Origin of the sequence: Nitrospirillum iridis, assembly GCF_014205765.1 — a bacterium.
GTDB lineage: Bacteria > Pseudomonadota > Alphaproteobacteria > Azospirillales > Azospirillaceae > Nitrospirillum > Nitrospirillum iridis.
In genome coordinates, this window is the sequence record NZ_JACIIZ010000009.1 from 1 (window position 1) to 16,706 (window position 16,706).

The 16,706-nt window shown below is 67.8% G+C and carries 14 protein-coding genes; 10 read left to right on the forward strand and 4 right to left on the reverse strand.

Translation table 11 applies throughout. The annotated features are described in order from the left end of the window. The coding region (locus tag FHS74_RS16190) for a beta strand repeat-containing protein (RefSeq protein ID WP_211106347.1) at positions 1 to 5,259 on the reverse strand (5,259 nt) is incomplete at its 3' end. A gap of 750 nt (positions 5,260 to 6,009) precedes the next feature. On the opposite strand from FHS74_RS16190, the gene arsH reads away from it, so the two are divergent. From arsH to arsB, 5 genes are read left to right on the forward strand one after another with little or no spacing between them, the layout of a single operon-like run. Next, positions 6,010 to 6,741 (forward strand): arsenical resistance protein ArsH, encoded by a 732-nt coding sequence (gene arsH / locus FHS74_RS16195; protein ID WP_184802404.1) that lies wholly within the window; start codon positions 6,010 to 6,012, stop codon positions 6,739 to 6,741. A gap of 39 nt (positions 6,742 to 6,780) precedes the next feature. Continuing rightward, positions 6,781 to 7,134, forward strand: coding sequence for an ArsR/SmtB family transcription factor (locus FHS74_RS16200; protein WP_184802406.1), 354 nt, complete (start codon positions 6,781 to 6,783; stop codon positions 7,132 to 7,134). A gap of 29 nt (positions 7,135 to 7,163) precedes the next feature. After that, positions 7,164 to 7,673, forward strand: coding sequence for an arsenate reductase ArsC (locus FHS74_RS16205; protein ID WP_184802408.1), 510 nt, complete (start codon positions 7,164 to 7,166; stop codon positions 7,671 to 7,673). Then, positions 7,670 to 8,515 (forward strand): arsenate reductase (glutaredoxin), encoded by an 846-nt coding sequence (gene arsC / locus FHS74_RS31305; protein ID WP_184802410.1) that lies wholly within the window; start codon positions 7,670 to 7,672, stop codon positions 8,513 to 8,515. Before FHS74_RS16205 ends, arsC begins: the two co-directional genes overlap by 4 nt. An 11-nt stretch (positions 8,516 to 8,526) precedes the next feature. After that, positions 8,527 to 9,549 carry an ACR3 family arsenite efflux transporter gene (gene arsB, locus FHS74_RS16215; RefSeq protein WP_184802412.1) on the forward strand — a complete coding sequence of 341 codons (1,023 nt, stop codon included), beginning with the start codon at positions 8,527 to 8,529 and terminating at the stop codon, positions 9,547 to 9,549. 46 nt (positions 9,550 to 9,595) lie between these two features. On the opposite strand, the gene FHS74_RS16220 is transcribed toward arsB, so the two are convergent. Then, positions 9,596 to 10,903 carry an MFS transporter gene (locus tag FHS74_RS16220; protein WP_184802414.1) on the reverse strand — a complete coding sequence of 436 codons (1,308 nt, stop codon included), beginning with the start codon at positions 10,901 to 10,903 and terminating at the stop codon, positions 9,596 to 9,598. Next, on the reverse strand, positions 10,903 to 12,354 hold the full coding sequence (locus FHS74_RS16225; RefSeq protein ID WP_211106348.1) for a M20/M25/M40 family metallo-hydrolase: 1,452 nt from the start codon (positions 12,352 to 12,354) through the stop codon (positions 10,903 to 10,905). The genes FHS74_RS16220 and FHS74_RS16225 overlap by 1 nt, the downstream gene beginning before the upstream one ends. 140 nt (positions 12,355 to 12,494) lie before the next feature. On the opposite strand from FHS74_RS16225, the gene FHS74_RS16230 reads away from it, so the two are divergent. Then, positions 12,495 to 12,761, forward strand: a complete 267-nt coding sequence (locus tag FHS74_RS16230; protein ID WP_184802416.1) for a hypothetical protein — start codon at positions 12,495 to 12,497, stop codon at positions 12,759 to 12,761. Here FHS74_RS16230 and FHS74_RS16235 read toward each other — a convergent pair. Next, on the reverse strand, positions 12,758 to 14,104 hold the full coding sequence (locus tag FHS74_RS16235; RefSeq protein WP_184802418.1) for an amidase: 1,347 nt from the start codon (positions 14,102 to 14,104) through the stop codon (positions 12,758 to 12,760). The two genes, FHS74_RS16230 and FHS74_RS16235, sit on opposite strands and share 4 nt — an antisense overlap. A 199-nt stretch (positions 14,105 to 14,303) precedes the next feature. Here FHS74_RS16235 and FHS74_RS16240 point away from each other — a divergent pair, with 199 nt between their 5' ends. Genes FHS74_RS16240 through FHS74_RS16255 form a run of 4 tightly spaced genes read left to right on the forward strand, consistent with a single transcriptional unit; the run spans position 14,304 to position 16,648 of the window. Then, positions 14,304 to 14,573 carry a BufA1 family periplasmic bufferin-type metallophore gene (locus FHS74_RS16240; RefSeq protein WP_184802420.1) on the forward strand — a complete coding sequence of 90 codons (270 nt, stop codon included), beginning with the start codon at positions 14,304 to 14,306 and terminating at the stop codon, positions 14,571 to 14,573. Positions 14,574 to 14,599: 26 nt separating this feature from the next. Continuing rightward, positions 14,600 to 15,445 (forward strand): MNIO family bufferin maturase, encoded by an 846-nt coding sequence (bufB, locus tag FHS74_RS16245; RefSeq protein ID WP_184802421.1) that lies wholly within the window; start codon positions 14,600 to 14,602, stop codon positions 15,443 to 15,445. Next, the gene (locus FHS74_RS16250) at positions 15,429 to 16,184 is read left to right on the forward strand and encodes an HvfC/BufC N-terminal domain-containing protein (RefSeq protein WP_184802423.1); all 756 of its coding nucleotides are present in this window, start codon (positions 15,429 to 15,431) and stop codon (positions 16,182 to 16,184) included. Before bufB ends, FHS74_RS16250 begins: the two co-directional genes overlap by 17 nt. Further along, the gene (locus FHS74_RS16255) at positions 16,181 to 16,648 is read left to right on the forward strand and encodes a DoxX family protein (protein ID WP_184802425.1); all 468 of its coding nucleotides are present in this window, start codon (positions 16,181 to 16,183) and stop codon (positions 16,646 to 16,648) included. The genes FHS74_RS16250 and FHS74_RS16255 overlap by 4 nt, the downstream gene beginning before the upstream one ends. Positions 16,649 to 16,706 lie beyond the last annotated feature (58 nt).

Here is a 16,706-nt window from a genome sequence, read left to right on the forward strand (position 1 = left end):
CACGCCGCCGGCCATCACCCCCAGGGTGCCCAGCGTGCCGTTGCTGATCGAGCCGATGGTGCCCAGGTTGTTCAGCGCCGCGCTGGCGCCCGTCAACACGCCGGTGTTGCTGAAGGACCCCAGGGAGCCCGTCGCCGCCACATAGACCGCGGTGCTGGCGCTGATGGTGCCGCTGTTGGCCAGGGTGCCCAGCACGGTGCCGACATAGTCGTTGCCCACCGCCATCAGCAGATTGGTGCCGCTGGTGGTACCGGCCAGGGCCAGGCCGGTGACGCCAGAACTGTAGGTCAGGCTGGTGTAGGACGAGCCGACGCCGCCCTGGATCACCGTGCCGCTGCCCTGGCCCACCAGATAGTTGGCGGTGGCGGGGGCGCCGCTGAGGGCGATGGTGCCGCCGCTCACCACGGCGCCGTCGCTGACGACCAGCTTGCCCGTGCCAACAGCCACGACCAGCGTGCCCGCCGCCTGGCTGTAGGCGCCGTCGACGCTGATGATGCTGGCCAGGCCGATGGTGCCGCCGGCGTTGACCAGGGTGTGGCCGGTCACGCTGACCGTGTCGTTCAGCAGCAGGCCACCCGACAGGGTGAGGTTGCCCAGCGTGTTGCGGATCGTGCCGACGCCCGACTGCCCGGTCAGCGTGCCCACCGTGCCGGCCGTGCCGCCGGCGATGGCCAGGTCCTGGGCCGACAGGTTGACGATGTTGCCCAGGATGGTGCCGGTGTTGGCCAGCGTGCCCAGGGTGCCGGTCGAGGCGATGTACACCGCCGTGGCGGCGCTCAGCGTGCCGGTGTTGGCCAGCGTGGCCAAGGTGCCGCCGATATAGTCGTTGCCGATCGCCAACAGTAGGCTGGTGCCGCTGACGCTGCCGCCGCTGGCCAGCCCGGTGACGCCGCTGACCACAGTGGCGCCCGTGTAGTTGGACCCGACCCCGCCGCTCACCAAGGTGGAGAGGCTGCCCGCCAAGTAGTTGCTGGTGCTGGACAGGCTGGACAGCACCGTGCCGCCGGTGATGCTGGCCGCACCGCTGACCGCCAGCCGGCCACCTGGGGACACCGCCAGGGTGCCCGCGCTCTGGCTGTAGGCGCCGGTGATGCTGACGATACTGGTCAGCGACAGGCTGGCGCCGAGGTTGCTGACGGTACGGCCGGTGGCGACGATGCGATCGTTCAGCACCAGGTTGCCCGACGCGAACACCACGTTGCCCAGTGTGCTGACGAGGGTGCCCATGCCGGACTGGCCGGTCAGGGTGCCGATGGTGCCGGCGGCACCGCCGCTGATGGTCAGGGTGGCGGCGGTCTCATTGTCGATGGTGCCCCGGACCACGCCGCTGTTGCTGAAGCCGTTGACCAGGGTGCCGGACAGGTAGAGGGCATTGCTGCCGCTGATGGTGCCGCCCGCCAGGTTGATCAGCGTGCCAAGGGTGCCGGCGATGTTCAAGGCGTTGGTGGCGTTGGCGATCACGCCGCTGTTGACCAGCATATCCAGCGTGCCGGACACCTGGATGGCGCTCTGCGCGGCGGTGATGGTGCCGCTGTTGTTCAGGGTGCCAACCGTGCCGCTGCCGTCGATGTAGACGCCCTGCGGACCACCGTTGATGCTGCCGCTGTTGGTCAGCAGCCCCATGGTGCCGTAGTCGGCGACGCCGGCGGAGCCGGAGCTGATCAGCCCGGCGTTGGACAGGGTGCCCAGGTAGCGGTCGTTCTGTGCACCCGCGGCGGTGCCGCCCAGGATGGTGCCGCCACTGGTGTTGACCAGGAGCCCGATGGTGGACTGGTTGCCCAGGCCCTTGGCCGAGCCAGAGATGTAACCGCTGTTGGACAGGGTGCCGACGCTGCCGTTGTTGCTCAGCCCGCTGTTGGCCCCCGTCAGCGTGCCGCTGTTGGTCAGGGTGCCGACGGTACCACTGCTGGCCACGTACAGGGGGTAGCTGACGCCGCTGATGCTGGCGGTGTTGCCGATGCTGGCCTGGGTGTCGCCGATATAATCGTTGCCGATCATCAGCACCAGGTTGGTGCCGCTGGTGGTGCCGGTGAAGTTCAGGCCGGTGACACCGCCGCTGACATTGAGGCTGACACCGGTGTAGTTGGAACCGACCCCGCCGGTCACCAGCGTGTTGCCAACCGACCCCACCAGATATGTGGTGGTGGCTGACAGGCCGCTGGCGCTTGCCGCCACGGTGCCGCCGGTGATGCTGGCCGCCCCGCTGACCGCGAGCTTGCCGGTGCCGCCGAGGCTGAGCGTACCGCCGGTCTGGCTGTAGTTGCCCGTCACGTTGACGATGGTCGACAGCGTGATGTCGGCGCCGATGTTGCTGACGGTCAGGGCGCTGGCGGAGATGCCGACGGCGGCGATGCTGTCGTTCAGCAGCAGGGCGCCGGAGGCGAACACCAGGTTGGCACCGGCGCCGATGGTGCCCTGGGTGCCGCCGCTGAAGCCGGTGAAGGTGCCGATCGTGCCGGCGCCGCCGCCGATGATGGTACCAACGATGCCGCCGGACTTATTGATGTCGCCCTTGATCAGTCCGCTGTTGGCGATGGTGGCGAAGGTGCCGGCGATGGCGTTGCTGCCACCCGACAGGGTGCCGCTGTTGCTGACCAGGGTGATGACGCCATTGTTCTGGATGGCGTTGCCGGCACCGCTGATGACGCCACTGTTGGTCACGGTGGCCAGCGTGCCGCTGTTCAGGATGGCCCAGCTGCTGTTGGTGATGGTGCCGGTGTTGACCAATTGGCCGATGCTGCCCTGGTTCCACAGCGCGGTGAAGTTGCTGTTGGTGATCAGGCCGGAGTTGGACAGGGTGGCGATGGTGCCGCGGTTGTTGACACCGAACTGGCTGCCGCCCAGCGTGCCGCTGTTGGTGACGGTGCCCACACGGCCGGTGGTGGCGACATAGAGGCCGGTGTTCGCGCTGGTAAGGGCGGCGGCGTTGGTCAGCGACGTCAGCGTGCCGCCGACGTAGTCGTTGGTCACGTTGAGCAGCAGGCGGTTGCCCACCGTGCTGCTGGACCGGTACAGACCGGTGATCGTGTTGATGGTGACCGTGGCGCCAGCCAGTGACAGGCTGGACCCGCTGACCAGGGTGTAGGCGCCAGCCAGGTAGTTGCCGGTCGCGGAGAAGGTGGAGAGCACCGTGCCGCCGGACAGGTTGGCGGCACCGCTGGCGATCAAGCCCCCCTGGGTGGGGTCAACGACCAGGGTGCCGGCCGTCTGGCTGTAGGCGCCGGTGACGTTGACAACGGTGTTGAGTACCAGCGACGCGCCGCTGTTCACCACCGTGTGGCCGGTGACATTGATATTGTCGTTCAGCAGCAGATTGCCGCTGGTGAACGCCAGGTTGGACAGCGTGTTGACGATGCTGCCCATGTTGGTGACGGTTTGCCCGGTCAGTGTGCCGATGGTGGCGCCGGTGCCGCCGCTGATGGTCAGGGCGTTGGTGCTGAGATTGACGATCTTGCCGGCGATCAGCCCACTGTTGGTGATGGTGCCCACGGTGGCACCGGACGCGGCGTACAGGGCGGTGGGGCCGGTCAGGGTACCACTGTTGTTGACGCTGCCCAGGATGCCGCTGAGATAGATACCCCGGCTGCTGCCGCTGATGGTGCCGCTGTTGTTGATGAGGCCGACGGTACCGCCATTGATGGACAGGCCCTGGGCCCCCAGGATCCGCCCGCTGTTGTTCAGGGTGCCGATGGTGCCCTGGTTGTAGATGCCACCGGTGGCGGCACTGATGAGCCCGCTGTTGGTGATCTGGCCGATCGAGGACACATTTTGGTTCAGGCCTATGCCGCTGCTGGCGCCGCTGATGATGGTGCCGGTGTTGACGATGGCGGCGATGGTGCCGGCGTCGGCGATGCCGCCGGCAGCACCCGCCCCCGCCACGGCGACGATGCGGCCGGTGTTGGTTATGGTGCCGACCTGGGCACCGAAATTCAAAAAGATGCCCCTGGTGGTCCCGGACAGCGTGCCGCTGTTGGTCAGGGTGCCCACCGACCCGGTGGCGGCGACATAGAGGGCGGTCTTCGCGCCGCTGAGCGTGCCGCTATTGGTGAGAGTGGTCAGGGTGCCGCCGACATAGTCGTTCACGGCCGTCAACACCAGGTTGTTGCCGCTGACGCTGGTCGACGCCGACAGGCCGGTGAGTGTGCTGGTGACGATGGTGGCGCCGGTGTAGCTGGACCCGGCGGCGGCGGCGATCAGGGTGTAGTTGCCGGCGAGGTAGTTGCTGATGCTGGACACGCTGGACAGGATGGTGCCGCCGGTGATGCTGACCGGCCGGTTGACCACCAACTGTCCCGCGCCAGCAACCACCGACAGGGTGCCGGCCGTTTGCGTCAGCGTACCGGTGATGCTGAGCGTGTGCTCCACGATCAGGGAGGCGCCGGCGTTGGTGACCGTGTTGGTGCCGACGTTGATGAAGTCGTTCAGGTACAGCTTGCCGGAGGAGAACTGCAGGCCTGCATTGGCGCTGGTGATGGTGCCGATGCTGCCCAGCGTACCGGTGAAAGTGCCGATGGTGCTGGCGGCGCCGCCGGAAATGGTGGGCGTGATGGTGCCGCTGTTGAGGACGTTGCCAATGATCTGGCCACTGTTCGATATCGAGTTGATACCGCCGACGCCGGTGATGGTGATGGCGTTGATGGTGCCCTGGATCGTGCCGGTGTTGGTGTTGATCAGGGTGCCGATGGTGCCCTGGCTGTAAACGGCGCGGTCGCCATAAATCAGGCCACTATTGGTGAAGGTGCGGATCTGGGATTCGTTATCCCAGGTGAACGAGGTGTAGGTCAGGGTGCCGGCGTTGGAGAAGGCGCCGATGGTGCTCTGGTTGACCAGCCGGCCATTGATCAGGCCAGTGTTGCTCATGGTGCCCAGGGACCCGGCGTTCCACAAAGCGTAGGTGCTGGCGGTGACGGTGCCATTGTTGATGAAGGCCGCCACACTGCCGGCCTGGATGAACACGGCGCGGCCGTTGGCCGCGGTGTCGATGACCTGGCCGTTGTTGAGCAACGTCCCCAGTTGCGACCCGGCCGTGCCCGTGATGGTGATGCCATAGGCGTTGGCGGTGTTGATCGTGCCGCTGTTGGTGACGGTCAGGTTGCTGCTGGGGGATGCCGTGCCGCTCCACACCGTGCCGGTGCTGATGGAGGTGCTGATGGTGATGTCCGCGCCCTGGGCGGATCGCCCACCGGCAAGCGCGATGCCGACCACCACCAGGGAGGAACCGGCCAGCAACGTCTTGCCAAAATTCGTACGCTTCATCATCGCCCCGCCTGTCACGCCATGAATTCAGACCCGCCGCGGGCTGGATGCGTGAACAGCGTGCAGGGATAGGCATTGGGGGATTGCGCCCCGCCTTGCCATTATCCCAAGCCGCGATCCCCAACCCGATTGCGCCTGGCCCAAAGCCCCTTGCTTTGGCTGGACTCTTACCTAAAAAGATAAGCGCCCACTCTCCATTCGCTTATGTATAGCAGTTCTGTCAACTACGCTATGAGCGATATGAGCTTAATTGAATTTAATATATTAATAATTCTTACAGAGTGTGACATCAAACAACTTTGGGAACAGCGGCCGTCAGAAACCGTCACAACCCAAAATCATTTCTGTTTACACCTTTTTTTCTTCAAATTTACCCGAAATAACATTTTCATGAGGGTTTTTTGTAATACATATCCCCAATAATACTTCTGACAATGCATCAGTCCTGCAGGCTGCCTGCAAGGGACCGCGCCAGAAGAGTGGCTTGGACAGGCCCCCGAAATGTCATGCGGCGCCGATGGTGCCATCACCCCACCCGGCCTCCCCGCCTAAGGATGATGCTGAAGCAGCGGGTCATGTGATGACGTTACGCCCTTGTTCAAGGCAAACTTCCCAGGCCACCCTTACACCGCACGGACCAGCCAAGCCCCCCGTTCACCCCATCCACCACCCGATGATTTGACATTTCCACAATTATAGAAATATTCTGTCCGTATGCACAGCCCTTGACACATTCAACAGGCGCGGACACGCATGAACGATCTGCCGAACGTCGACGCCCTTCGGTTCGACATCCCCGACCTTGAGAAGCTGAACCCACCGCATATTTCCACGCACCCGCCGCGCATCCTGCTGCTCTATGGCTCGCTGCGGGAGCGGTCCTTTAGCCGTTTCCTGACCCAGGAAGCCGCGCGCCTGCTGGAGCGGTTCGGCTGCGAGACCCGCATCTTCGATCCCAGCGGCCTGCCGCTGCCCGATAGCGTGCCGCCGACCCATCCCAAGGTCACGGAATTGCGGAACCTGTCCGTCTGGTCGGAGGGCCAGGTCTGGTGTTCGCCTGAGCGGCACGGAACACTGACCGGGGTGTTCAAGAGCCAGATCGACTGGCTGCCCCTGGAAACGGGCAGCGTGCGGCCCACGCAAGGCAGGACCCTGGCGGTGATGCAGGTCTCGGGCGGCAGCCAATCCTTCAACGCGGTGAACGCCATGCGCGTGCTGGGGCGCTGGATGCGGATGGTGACCATCCCCAACCAGTCCTCGGTGGCCAAGGCCTACCAGGAGTTTGACGAGGCCGGCCGGATGAAACCATCCCCCTATTACGACCGCGTCGTGGACGTGATGGAGGAACTGGTCAAGTTCACCCTGCTGGTGCGCGATCGCGCCGACTACATGGTCGACCGCTACAGCGAGCGCAAGGAAGCGGCGGCCCGCCAGCCCCGGCCCGACCTGGGCGCCGTGGCGATGAGCCATGAGAAGCCCGCCTGAGCGGATGTCCCCAAGAGGTTCCGAAAGGTTGGACCGGACATGGAACAGAAGACCGCCATCGAGGCGTTCGCCGCCCTGGCCCAGGAAACGCGCCTCGGCGTCTTCCGCTTGCTGGTGCAGGCGGGGCCCGACGGACTGACCGCCGGGGACATCGCCGCCCATATCGGTGTGCCGGCGTCCACCCTGTCGCACCATCTGGGCATCCTGGAGCGGGCGGGCCTGCTCCGCTCCTGGCGGGTCCAGCGACAGATTTACTATGCCACCGATTATGAGGGCACCCGCCGCCTGCTGGCCTTCCTCATGGAGGATTGCTGCCGGGGCCTGCCCGAATTGTGCGGAACCGCCCTGTCCGACCTGGTCGCCTGCTGCCCGAAACCCACCGTCGATGCCTGATGGCGTCGTTCACCACCCTGAGGCCCCTGATGACCGAGCGCGTCTTCAACGTCCTGTTCCTCTGCACCCACAATAGCGCGCGCAGCGTGATGGCGGAATGCATCCTGAACCGTATCGGTGAAGGCCACTTCCGGGCGTACAGCGCCGGCAGCCAACCCACCGGCCGCATCAACCCGGTCGTGAGGGCGCTGCTGGAACGGCTGGGGCATGACGTCTCCGGCCTGCGCTCCAAAACCTGGGATGAGTTCGCCGTCTCCGGCGCCCCGGAGATGGATTTCATCTTCACCGTCTGTGACAACGCCGCCGGGGAGGTGTGCCCGGTGTGGCCTGGCTATCCCGTGACGGCGCATTGGGGCTTTGCCGACCCGTCGTCGTTCCAAGGCTCGGACGCGGAGAAAGCCGCCTTCACCGCCGGCATCTACGGGCAAATCGACCGCCGCTTGCGCGCCTTCACCAGCCTGCCCCTGGCCTCCCTCGACCGCCTGGCGCTCAAGCGCCATCTGGACGACATGGCCGGCCACCAGGAGCCGACGGCATGACCGGGGCCACGATCTATCACAACCCCGCCTGCGGCACATCGCGCAACGTCCTGGCCCTTCTCCGGCACGCCGGCACCGAGCCCGAAATGGTGGAGTACCTGAAGACGCCGCCCACGCGCGACGTCCTGGCCGGCCTGATCCAGCGGATGGGCATGCCGGTGCGCCAAGTGCTGCGCCGCAAGGGGACGCCCTATGCGGAACTGGGCCTGGATGACCCCAAATGGACCGACGCCGATCTGCTGGACGTCATGGTGGCGCATCCCATCCTGATCAACCGCCCCATCGTCGTCACCGCCCGCGGGGTCGCGCTCTGCCGGCCGTCGGATGTCGTGCTGGACCTGCTACCGCGCCTTCCCCAGGGGGATATCGACAAGGAGGAAGGATCGCCCTTCCTCACGGACGCGCCCATCACTTCCGATGACCCGGTTTTGACGGGGGCGCTAACCGCGGCCGGCCTGCCGGTGGAGGACCTGGGCGTACGGGCTTTGGGCGAGGGCGCCAGCCGTTTCTTCGCCTATCACACCTTGGGCGGCGTGCCCGTGGGCCATGGTGGGTATGTGCCCCTGGGCCCGGATATCCTGGTTCGTTCGGTGACGGTGCCCCCCGCCGCGCGGGGCAGGGGTATCGGCCGCAACCTGGTCGCCCTGCTGTTGCGCCGCGCCTGGGAGGTAGGCCATCAACGGGCCTGGCTGTTGACCAATTCGGCCAGCGGCTTCTTCGAGAAGGCCGGCTTCAAGCCCATGTCCCGGGACCAGGCCCCCGCCACCGTCCTGGCCACGCCCCAGGCGCGGGGCCTGTGCCCGTCCAACGCCACCCTTATGTCCCGGATCATCAGCGTTTGAGGATCACCCCCATGTCCCGCTTCGAACGCTACCTCAGTCTTTGGGTGGCCCTTTGCATCATCGCCGGCGTCGCGCTGGGGCACCTGCTGCCGGACGCGTTCAGCGCCATCGCCGCCGCCGAGGTGGCCAAGGTCAACCTGCCGGTAGCCGGACTGATCTGGCTCATGATCATCCCCATGCTGCTGAAGATAGACTTCGGCGCATTGGCGCAAGTGAAGGAACATTGGCGGGGTGTCGCCGTCACCCTGTTCATCAACTGGGCGGTGAAGCCCTTCTCCATGGCGCTGCTGGGCACGCTGTTCATCGGCACCCTGTTCGCCGGCCTGTTGCCCGCCGACCAGGGGCCGTCCTACATCGCCGGCCTGATCCTGCTGGCAGCCGCACCCTGCACGGCCATGGTGTTCGTCTGGTCCAATCTGTGCGATGGCGAGCCCCATTACACGCTGAGCCAGGTGGCGCTGAACGACCTCATCATGGTTTTCGCCTTCGCCCCCCTGGTGGGGCTGCTGCTGGGCGTCGCCTCGATCACCGTGCCCTGGGCCACGCTGGCGCTGTCGGTCGCCCTTTATATCGTCGTGCCCGTGGTGGTGGCCCAGGCCTGGCGCCGGGCGCTGCTGGCGGGCGGCGAGGCGCGGCTGAAGCGCGTCCTGTCCGTGCTACAGCCCCTGTCCCTGGTGGCCCTGCTGACCACCCTGGTTCTGCTGTTCGGCTTCCAGGGGCGGCAAATCCTGGCCCAGCCCATGGTCATCGCCTTGCTGGCGGTACCCATCCTCATCCAGGTCTATCTGAACGCCGGCCTGGCCTATCTGCTGAGCCGCCAGTTCGGCGTGGCCTGGCGCGTGGCGGCACCGGCCGCCCTGATCGGCGCCAGCAACTTCTTCGAACTGGCCGTGGCCGCGGCCATCAGCCTGTTCGGCCTGAATTCCGGCGCCGCCCTGGCCACGGTCGTGGGCGTGCTGGTCGAGGTGCCGGTGATGCTATCCGTGGTCCACCTGGTGAAGTCCAGCCGGCCCTGGTACGAACGGGGTCTGTGACAGGGCGCCCCGCCGCACGTGCAGGCCCGCCGAAAGCCGGCGATGCTCAAACGGCGGCGGCCCCGTCCAGCCGGTCCGCGCGGCGCAGGGCGGGGAACCACCAGCACCACAGCGCCACCACGGCCACCGTGCCGATGCCCCCCACCACCACCGCCAGTTCCGTGCCCAACCAGGCGGCGGTCAGGCCGGATTCGAACTCGCCCAATTGGTTGGACGCGCCGATGAACAGGCCGCTGACGGCGCTGACCCGGCCGCGCATGTCATCGGGCGTGCCCAGTTGCACCAGGGTCTGACGCACGAAGACGCTGACCATGTCGACGGCCCCCATGACCAGCAGGCTGAGCACCGCGATGGCGGGGGAATGGGTCAGGCCGAAGACGATGGTGGCAAGGCCGAAGACGCCGACGCAGGCCAGCATGACCGGCCCCACCCGGCGCTTCAACGGCCAGGTGGCCAGCGTCAGGCCCACCAGGATGGCCCCCGCCCCCGGCGCACCGCGCATGACGCCCAGCAACATGGGACCAGTCAGGCCCAGCAGGCCGGCATCGGCGGAAAACTGGTCGCGTGCCAGCGCCGGCAACAGCGCGGTGGCGCCCCCCAGCAGCACGGCGAACAGGTCCAGCGAGATGGCGCCCAGCACGATGGGATGCAGGCGGATATAACGCACCCCGCCCAGGATGCCGTCCCAGCTGACCGGCGCGCGGACGACGGAGCGTGACGGCGCCTTGACGCCCAGCACGATCAGGCCGGCCAGCAGCAGGAAGGCGGCGCCCACGCCGAACACCCAATAGTGCAGACCGGCATAGAGCACGCCGCCCAGCGCCGGCCCCAGCACGCCCGCCACCTGCATGGCGGAGGAACTGATGGCGACCGCGTTGGGGAAATCCGCCTTGGGCACCAGGTTGGGCAGCAGGGCGGATGACGCCGGCGCCTCGAACGCGCGGGCGGCGCCGAACAGCATGACAGCGGCATAGACCAGCCACACCGGCAGCCCGGGCGAGGCCAGCACCACCCCGGTCATGGCCATGGCCACCGCCTCCACCGCCACGCAGACGGTGATGATCAGCCGGCGGTCCAGCCGGTCGGCGACATGGCCGGTGACCAGCACCAGCCCCACCGACGGCAGGAACTGCGCCAGGCCGATCAGGCCCAGGTTCATGGTGCTGCCGGTGCGGTCATAGATGGCCCAGCCGGCGGCGACCGCCTGGATCTGCAAAGCGCCCATGGACAGGATGCGGGCGAACCAGTAGCGCAGGAAGGCGGGATGGCGCAGCGCCCCGCCCCAGCGGCGGCCACCGGCCGTGGTTCCAGGGCTTTCGGGCTCAGGCGCGGTGTTGGAAGAGGTGCTGCTCATCATTGTCCTGCGGGATCGGGCACGGCGACGAAGGACCCGGCCGGGCCCGGATAGACGACAGGGCTGGCAAACCCGTCCCTGGACACGGCGGAGACGCCGAAGAACCAATCGTCGATGACGACATTGGGCAAGGTCACCGTGACACCGTCGCCCGCCCAGTGGTCATGCTGCCAGGTCGGCGCCACCGTATCGCGCCACCAGACGCGATAGCCCGCCGCCCCCGGCACCTTGGCCCAGGACAGGGTGGTGTCGTGCTTCACCGCCCCTTCCGCCTTCACATCCGACGGTGGGGCCGGCGCCCAGGCCAAGCTGGCCATGGTCAGCGCGTTCAGCCGCGTCACCTGGGCCAGGTAGGGGAAATCCACCCCGTCGATGGTGTCGCCATAGTGGATGCCGCCTTCGGTCCGCAGGTCCTGGTGCTGGCGGGTGTAGTTCTCATGCGCCTCGGTCACGCGCACGGCGGGGGAACCGGCCTCCAGGAAAGGCACCTGGTCGCCGCCACGACCGAAGCGGTCGGTGCGGTAGACCATGCGCACACTGAAGTTATCCAGGTAGCGGGTGGCGATGCCATCCATATACCGCGCCAGATTGCGCGACGGGCTGTCGACCTCGCCGCCGGAATAGCGGCGCTGGTTGGCCTGCTTCACCGTCTCCACCGCCTTGGTGCCTTCGGAGAAGACGCGGACATGGGTGTTGTCCACCACCCCGTCCTCACCCTGGATGTTGCCGACGATGTCGTTGTTGAGGTCGGCCTCCACCTGCCAGCCCTGGGCCTTGGCGTAGTCGGCCAGCACCTTGCCGCCCAGCAGCCCCTGCTCCTCCCCCGACAGGGCGGCGAACACCAGGGTCGCGCGGAACTTGTGGTGGGACAGCACCCTCGCCGCCTCAATGGCGGCCGCCACACCGGAGGCGTCGTCGTTGGCGCCGGGCGCGTCGGCCGTGGCGTTCATGACGTCGGTGACGCGGCTGTCCAGGTGGCCGGCGATAACGATCACCCGCTCCGGCTCCTCCGTGCCCTTCAGCACGGCCACCACGTCCATGACCTCCGTCGGGTTGGGGACGCGCTTGCCCGTCACCACTTGCGCCGGCGTCACCACCGTCAGGCAGCCACCGCAGTCCTTGGAGATAGCCTCGAACCGGCCCTTGACCCAGCCGCGGGCGGCACCGATCCCCCGATCCGGGGATGTGGCGTCGGACAGGGTGTGGCGGGTGCCGAAGGACACCAGCGTCTCAATGGTGGCGTGCAGCTGCGCCGGGTCCACCTGGGCGGCGATCTCCCGCAGCACGGGATGATCGTCCACCGGACCCACGGCCGCGACCTCGGGCGCCGGCGCCTCGGGCTTGGCCGGCTTGGCCCCCATGCCCGCCGCCTGGGCGCCGCCGCCATGGAAGGCCGCCCCCGCCAGCAGGGCAACGGACAGCAGGCGGACGGGCCGGAGGCTAGGGCGCATGGGGTTTCCCTTTGGTTCGGGGACTGAACTGCCGGAATTTTGTGCCGCCACGATGCGTTAGCCTCGCGCACCAGGCAAGAGCCGGCGCACGGGGCGCATCGCCGCGAGCGCACAGCCCTGCCATGTCAAACGGAGGGTGATTGTGCTACCAAGGCACGGAGCAACGCTGGCGCGAGGATGATGTCGTGGGTGCGCGGATACGCAAGGTCATGCTGTTCATTGTCATGGCCCTGATGATCGGTGGCGGTGCCTACATCATCGACAGGCAGATCGTCTCCCATCACGCCATTTTCTGGCGTGGCTTGGCCATGGGCGGCTTTCTCATGGCCTTCGGCCTCTATGTCCTGGTCGACGACTTCCTCAAGCCGATCGCCCGCCGACTGAAGACCGATCGCTCCGACGCCTAACCCTCAACGGCCAGATGCCCCGCCGCCGCTTGCGCGATGGCCAGCAGGCGGGCGTCGGCGCCGCGCGGGCCCAGCAGTTGCAGGCCCACCGGCATTCCCGCCGCATCCGTGCCCACCGGCAGGGTGACAGCCGCCATGTCGCCCAGATTGGCGACGCAGCAGTTGCGCAGCGCCAGCAGGTTGGCGCGGCCATAGGCCAGCGGATCGCCCAAATCCGCCACCAGCGGCGGGGTGATGGCCACGGTGGGCAGGGCCACCACATCCACGTCGTGAAACATCTCCCGCGCGCCGGCGGCGAAGCGGTCCAGGAAGGCCACGCGTTCGGCATAGTCCAACACATCGGCGGCGGCGCGGATGCGGGGGCCGACATAGATGTCCAGGCTGGAGAGCCAGGCCGGCAGGTCGCGGCTGAGGAGGCCGAAGATCTCCGCCCCCGCCAGGCCGCCCCGCCGGAACAGGGCCAACGCCTCCTCCAACCCGGGCACGGTCACCGTGTCCACCGGCTGGAAAAGGCGGCCCAGCCGGTCCAGGGCCGCATCCACCGCCGCGACCACGCCAGGGCTGCAATCCTGCCACAGCACGGCCGGCGCGCGGCCGATGCGGATGGCGCCGATGTCGGCCAGGGGAGCGACCGGCGCGCCGGTCAACAGGCGGTAGCCTGCCCCCAAATCCGCCGCCGTCAGCGCCAGCAGGCCCACCGTGTCCAGACGGGGGGACAACGGCACGATGCCATCGGTGGCCAGGTGGCCGCGCGAGCTTTTATAGCCATACAGGCCGTTCCACGACGCCGGAATGCGCGCCGAGCCCGCCGTGTCCGTGCCCAGCGCCAATAGGGCGGAGCCCTCGACCAGGCTGAGCGGCGCGCCGGTGCTGGACCCGCCGGGCACGCGATGATTGATGGTATCGATCGGGTTGCGCGGCGTGCCCCAATGGCCGTTGGCGCCCAAGCCCCCGAAGGCGAATTCCACCATGCGGGTCTTGCCGGTGACCACCGCCCCCCGCGCCAGCAGGCCGGACACCACCCCGCCCGGCCGGTTCCAGGCGGCGGGGAGGCGGCGGGGGGAGCCGGCGAACACCGGCCAGGTACCGCCGCAGACTGTTCCGGTTCCGTAATTATCCTTCAACGATACGGGAATGCCGTCGAAGTCGCTCAGCGGCTCGCCATTCCGGCGGCGAGCGGCGGCGGCATCGGCCTGGGCCCGCAACAAGCCGGCGTTGAAGGCCACATAGGGGTTGTCCCGCCCCTCCGGCCGGTCGGCGCGGGCGGCGATGCAGGCCTCCGCCAGGTCGCGGGCGGTCAAGGTGCGCTCGGCGAGGGCGGCGAGGGCGGTGGTGAGGTCCATGGCGGCGGCGCCTTGAGGTGGGGACGCGGCAACCCTGGCATGGTCCCCGCCGAGACCGCAAGCCCCCCGGCGGCTGCGACAACCAGCCGCCATATCCAGGCGCTATCGAATCCATACCCCCCCTGCATTTCACAGGATGGGGTGGATGGGACTACGGTTCGGTCCATCGCAACACCCCACCAACCGAGGGAAACACACCATGCAGACCACCATCACCCGCCGTCTGGGCCTGGGCCTGATCGTCGCCACCGCCGTCGCCGGCGCCACCCTGGCCGCCGCCCCGGCGAAGGCCGCGGACATGGAAAAGTGCTACGGCGTCGTCAAGGCCGGCCACAATGACTGCAAGACCGACAGCAACTCCTGCGCCGGTCACGCCACCAAGGACCGCGACCCGGGCGCCTTCATCGCCGTCCCGGCCGGCACCTGCGCCAAGATCTCCGGCGGCAGCACCGAACCCGCCAAGAAGTAAGCACTGAAGCAGGGAGGGGCGCCACCATGACCATCGCCGGTATCGGCCTGAAGGCCCGCCACACCGCCGAGTTGCTGGCCCAGCGTCCCCCCCTGCGCTTCCTGGAAGTGCATGCCGAGAATTACATGGGCGCCGGCGGGCCGGCCCACCGCTGGCTGACCGCCCTGCGGGAGGCCTATCCCCTGTCCATCCATGGCGTCGGCCTGTCGCTGGGCGGGGCGGAACCCCTGGACACGGCCCATCTGGCCGACCTGGCGGCCCTGGTCGACCGCTACCAGCCGGAGCTGGTGTCCGAACATTTGGCCTGGTGCCGCATCGACGGCACCTATCTGAACGACCTGCTGCCCATCCCCTATACCGATGCCAGCCTGGCGCTGATGGCCGATCATGTCGACCAGACGCAGGCCGCCTTGCGCCGCCGCATCCTGGTGGAGAACCCATCGAGCTATATGGCCTTCCCGGAAAGCGACTGGGACGAGGCCGCCTTCCTGGCGGAACTGGCGCGGCGCACCGGCTGCGGCGTGCTGCTGGACGTCAACAACATTCATGTCAGCGCCCACAATGTCGGCCTGGACGCGGACCGCTATCTGCAGGCCCTGCCGCCCGATATCGTGGGCGAGATCCATGTGGCCGGGCATGAGCCGGTGGATCACGACGGCCGCCGCGTCCTGCTGGACACCCACGGCGCGCCGGTCAGCGCCGCCGTGTGGGACCTGTACCGCCTGGCCTTGGATCGGTTCGGCCCGCAGCCCACGCTGGTGGAGCGCGACGCCAATATCCCGCCGCTGGCCGATTTGCTGGCGGAGGCCGCGCAGGCCGATGCCATCGCCCAAACCATGACACGCGGAGGGCCCCATGCCCGCGCTGCTTGACCGTCAGCGGGCCTTGCGCGATTGGGTTCTGGCCCCACCGGAGGCGGGTGAGCTGCCGCCGCTGCCCAACGCCAGCCTGCACCGCGACAACACCCTGGGCAGCCTGGCCGCCGTCCTGGGCGACACCTTCCCGGTGGTGAAGCGCCTGGTGGGGGATGCCTGCTTCGCCAGCCTGGCCCAGACCTATATCCGCCACCAGCCGCCCAGCGAGGCGCCCCTGTTGCGCTATGGCGGCGGTTTCCCCGCCTGGCTGGCCGGCCACGCCGTCGGGAGACAGTTGCCGTATCTTGGCGATGTCGCCCGGCTGGAGGCGGCGTGGGCCCATGCCTACCACGCGGCCGAAGCGTCGCCCGTGGACCCAAACGCGCTGGCCGCCCTGGGCGATGCGGTGGAGGACAGCGTCTGGCGCCTGCACCCCAGCCATCGCTTCGTCACCTCCCCCTGGCCGGTTGACCTGATCTGGCGCGCCAACCAGGTGGACAGCGGGGACCCGGCGGTGGATTTGGACGCGGCGCGGGCCGCGGGCGACAGCCACGTGCTGCTGGTCCGCCCGGCGGCCGAGGTGCTGCTGATCCGCCTGTCGCCGGGCGCCTTCGCGCTGCTGATGGCCTTGGCCGCCGGCCTGCCCCTGGGGACCGCCTGGGACAACGCGCTGGCCCTGGACGCGGCCTTCGATCTGGAACACGAATTAACCGGCCTGCTGGCGGCGCAGGTTTTCAGCGGAGTGGAACTGCCATGACGGTGCGCACGACGACCGACCCCAAGCCAACGCCGGTGGCCCTGGCCTTTGCCCTTATCCATCGGTTGGAGCGGGTGCCCCGGGGCTTGGACGCCCTGCTGTGGCGCCTGGCGGCCGCCACCGTCTTCTGGCGCTCGGGCCAGACCAAGGTGACCGGCTTCCACATCAACGACAGCACCTTCGACCTGTTCCGGGATGAGTACAAGGTGCCCCTGGTCCCGCCGGAGGTGGCCGCCGTGCTGGCCAGCATCACAGAGAACCTGTGCGCGGTGCTGCTGGTTATCGGCCTGGCGTCGCGCCTGTCGGCTGGCGCCCTGTTCGGCATGACCCTGGTGATCGAGATCTTCGTCTATCCGGAAAGCTGGCCGGACCATCTGCTATGGTCGGCGGTGCTGGTACCCATCCTGCTGCGCGGGCCCGGCGCCCTGTCGCTGGATCATCTGATCCGCCGCCGGTTCGGATAGCCTTTCGCCCCGCCTTGGGTGACACTGGCGACGCCGGGCCCCGAGAGACAATAGCCTT

Excerpts from the sequence above, each read along its gene's own strand:
- arsH (WP_184802404.1), top strand. The coding sequence starts at position 6,010 with ATGAACGATCTGCCGAACGTCGACGCCCTTCGGTTCGACATCCCCGAC.
- FHS74_RS16200 (WP_184802406.1), top strand. The coding sequence starts at position 6,781 with ATGGAACAGAAGACCGCCATCGAGGCGTTCGCCGCCCTGGCCCAGGAA.
- FHS74_RS16205 (WP_184802408.1), top strand. The coding sequence starts at position 7,164 with ATGACCGAGCGCGTCTTCAACGTCCTGTTCCTCTGCACCCACAATAGC.
- arsC (WP_184802410.1), top strand. The coding sequence starts at position 7,670 with ATGACCGGGGCCACGATCTATCACAACCCCGCCTGCGGCACATCGCGC.
- arsB (WP_184802412.1), top strand. The coding sequence starts at position 8,527 with ATGTCCCGCTTCGAACGCTACCTCAGTCTTTGGGTGGCCCTTTGCATC.
- FHS74_RS16220 (WP_184802414.1), bottom strand. The coding sequence starts at position 10,903 with ATGAGCAGCACCTCTTCCAACACCGCGCCTGAGCCCGAAAGCCCTGGA.
- FHS74_RS16225 (WP_211106348.1), bottom strand. The coding sequence starts at position 12,354 with ATGCGCCCTAGCCTCCGGCCCGTCCGCCTGCTGTCCGTTGCCCTGCTG.
- FHS74_RS16235 (WP_184802418.1), bottom strand. The coding sequence starts at position 14,104 with ATGGACCTCACCACCGCCCTCGCCGCCCTCGCCGAGCGCACCTTGACC.
- FHS74_RS16240 (WP_184802420.1), top strand. The coding sequence starts at position 14,304 with ATGCAGACCACCATCACCCGCCGTCTGGGCCTGGGCCTGATCGTCGCC.
- bufB (WP_184802421.1), top strand. The coding sequence starts at position 14,600 with ATGACCATCGCCGGTATCGGCCTGAAGGCCCGCCACACCGCCGAGTTG.
- FHS74_RS16250 (WP_184802423.1), top strand. The coding sequence starts at position 15,429 with ATGCCCGCGCTGCTTGACCGTCAGCGGGCCTTGCGCGATTGGGTTCTG.
- FHS74_RS16255 (WP_184802425.1), top strand. The coding sequence starts at position 16,181 with ATGACGGTGCGCACGACGACCGACCCCAAGCCAACGCCGGTGGCCCTG.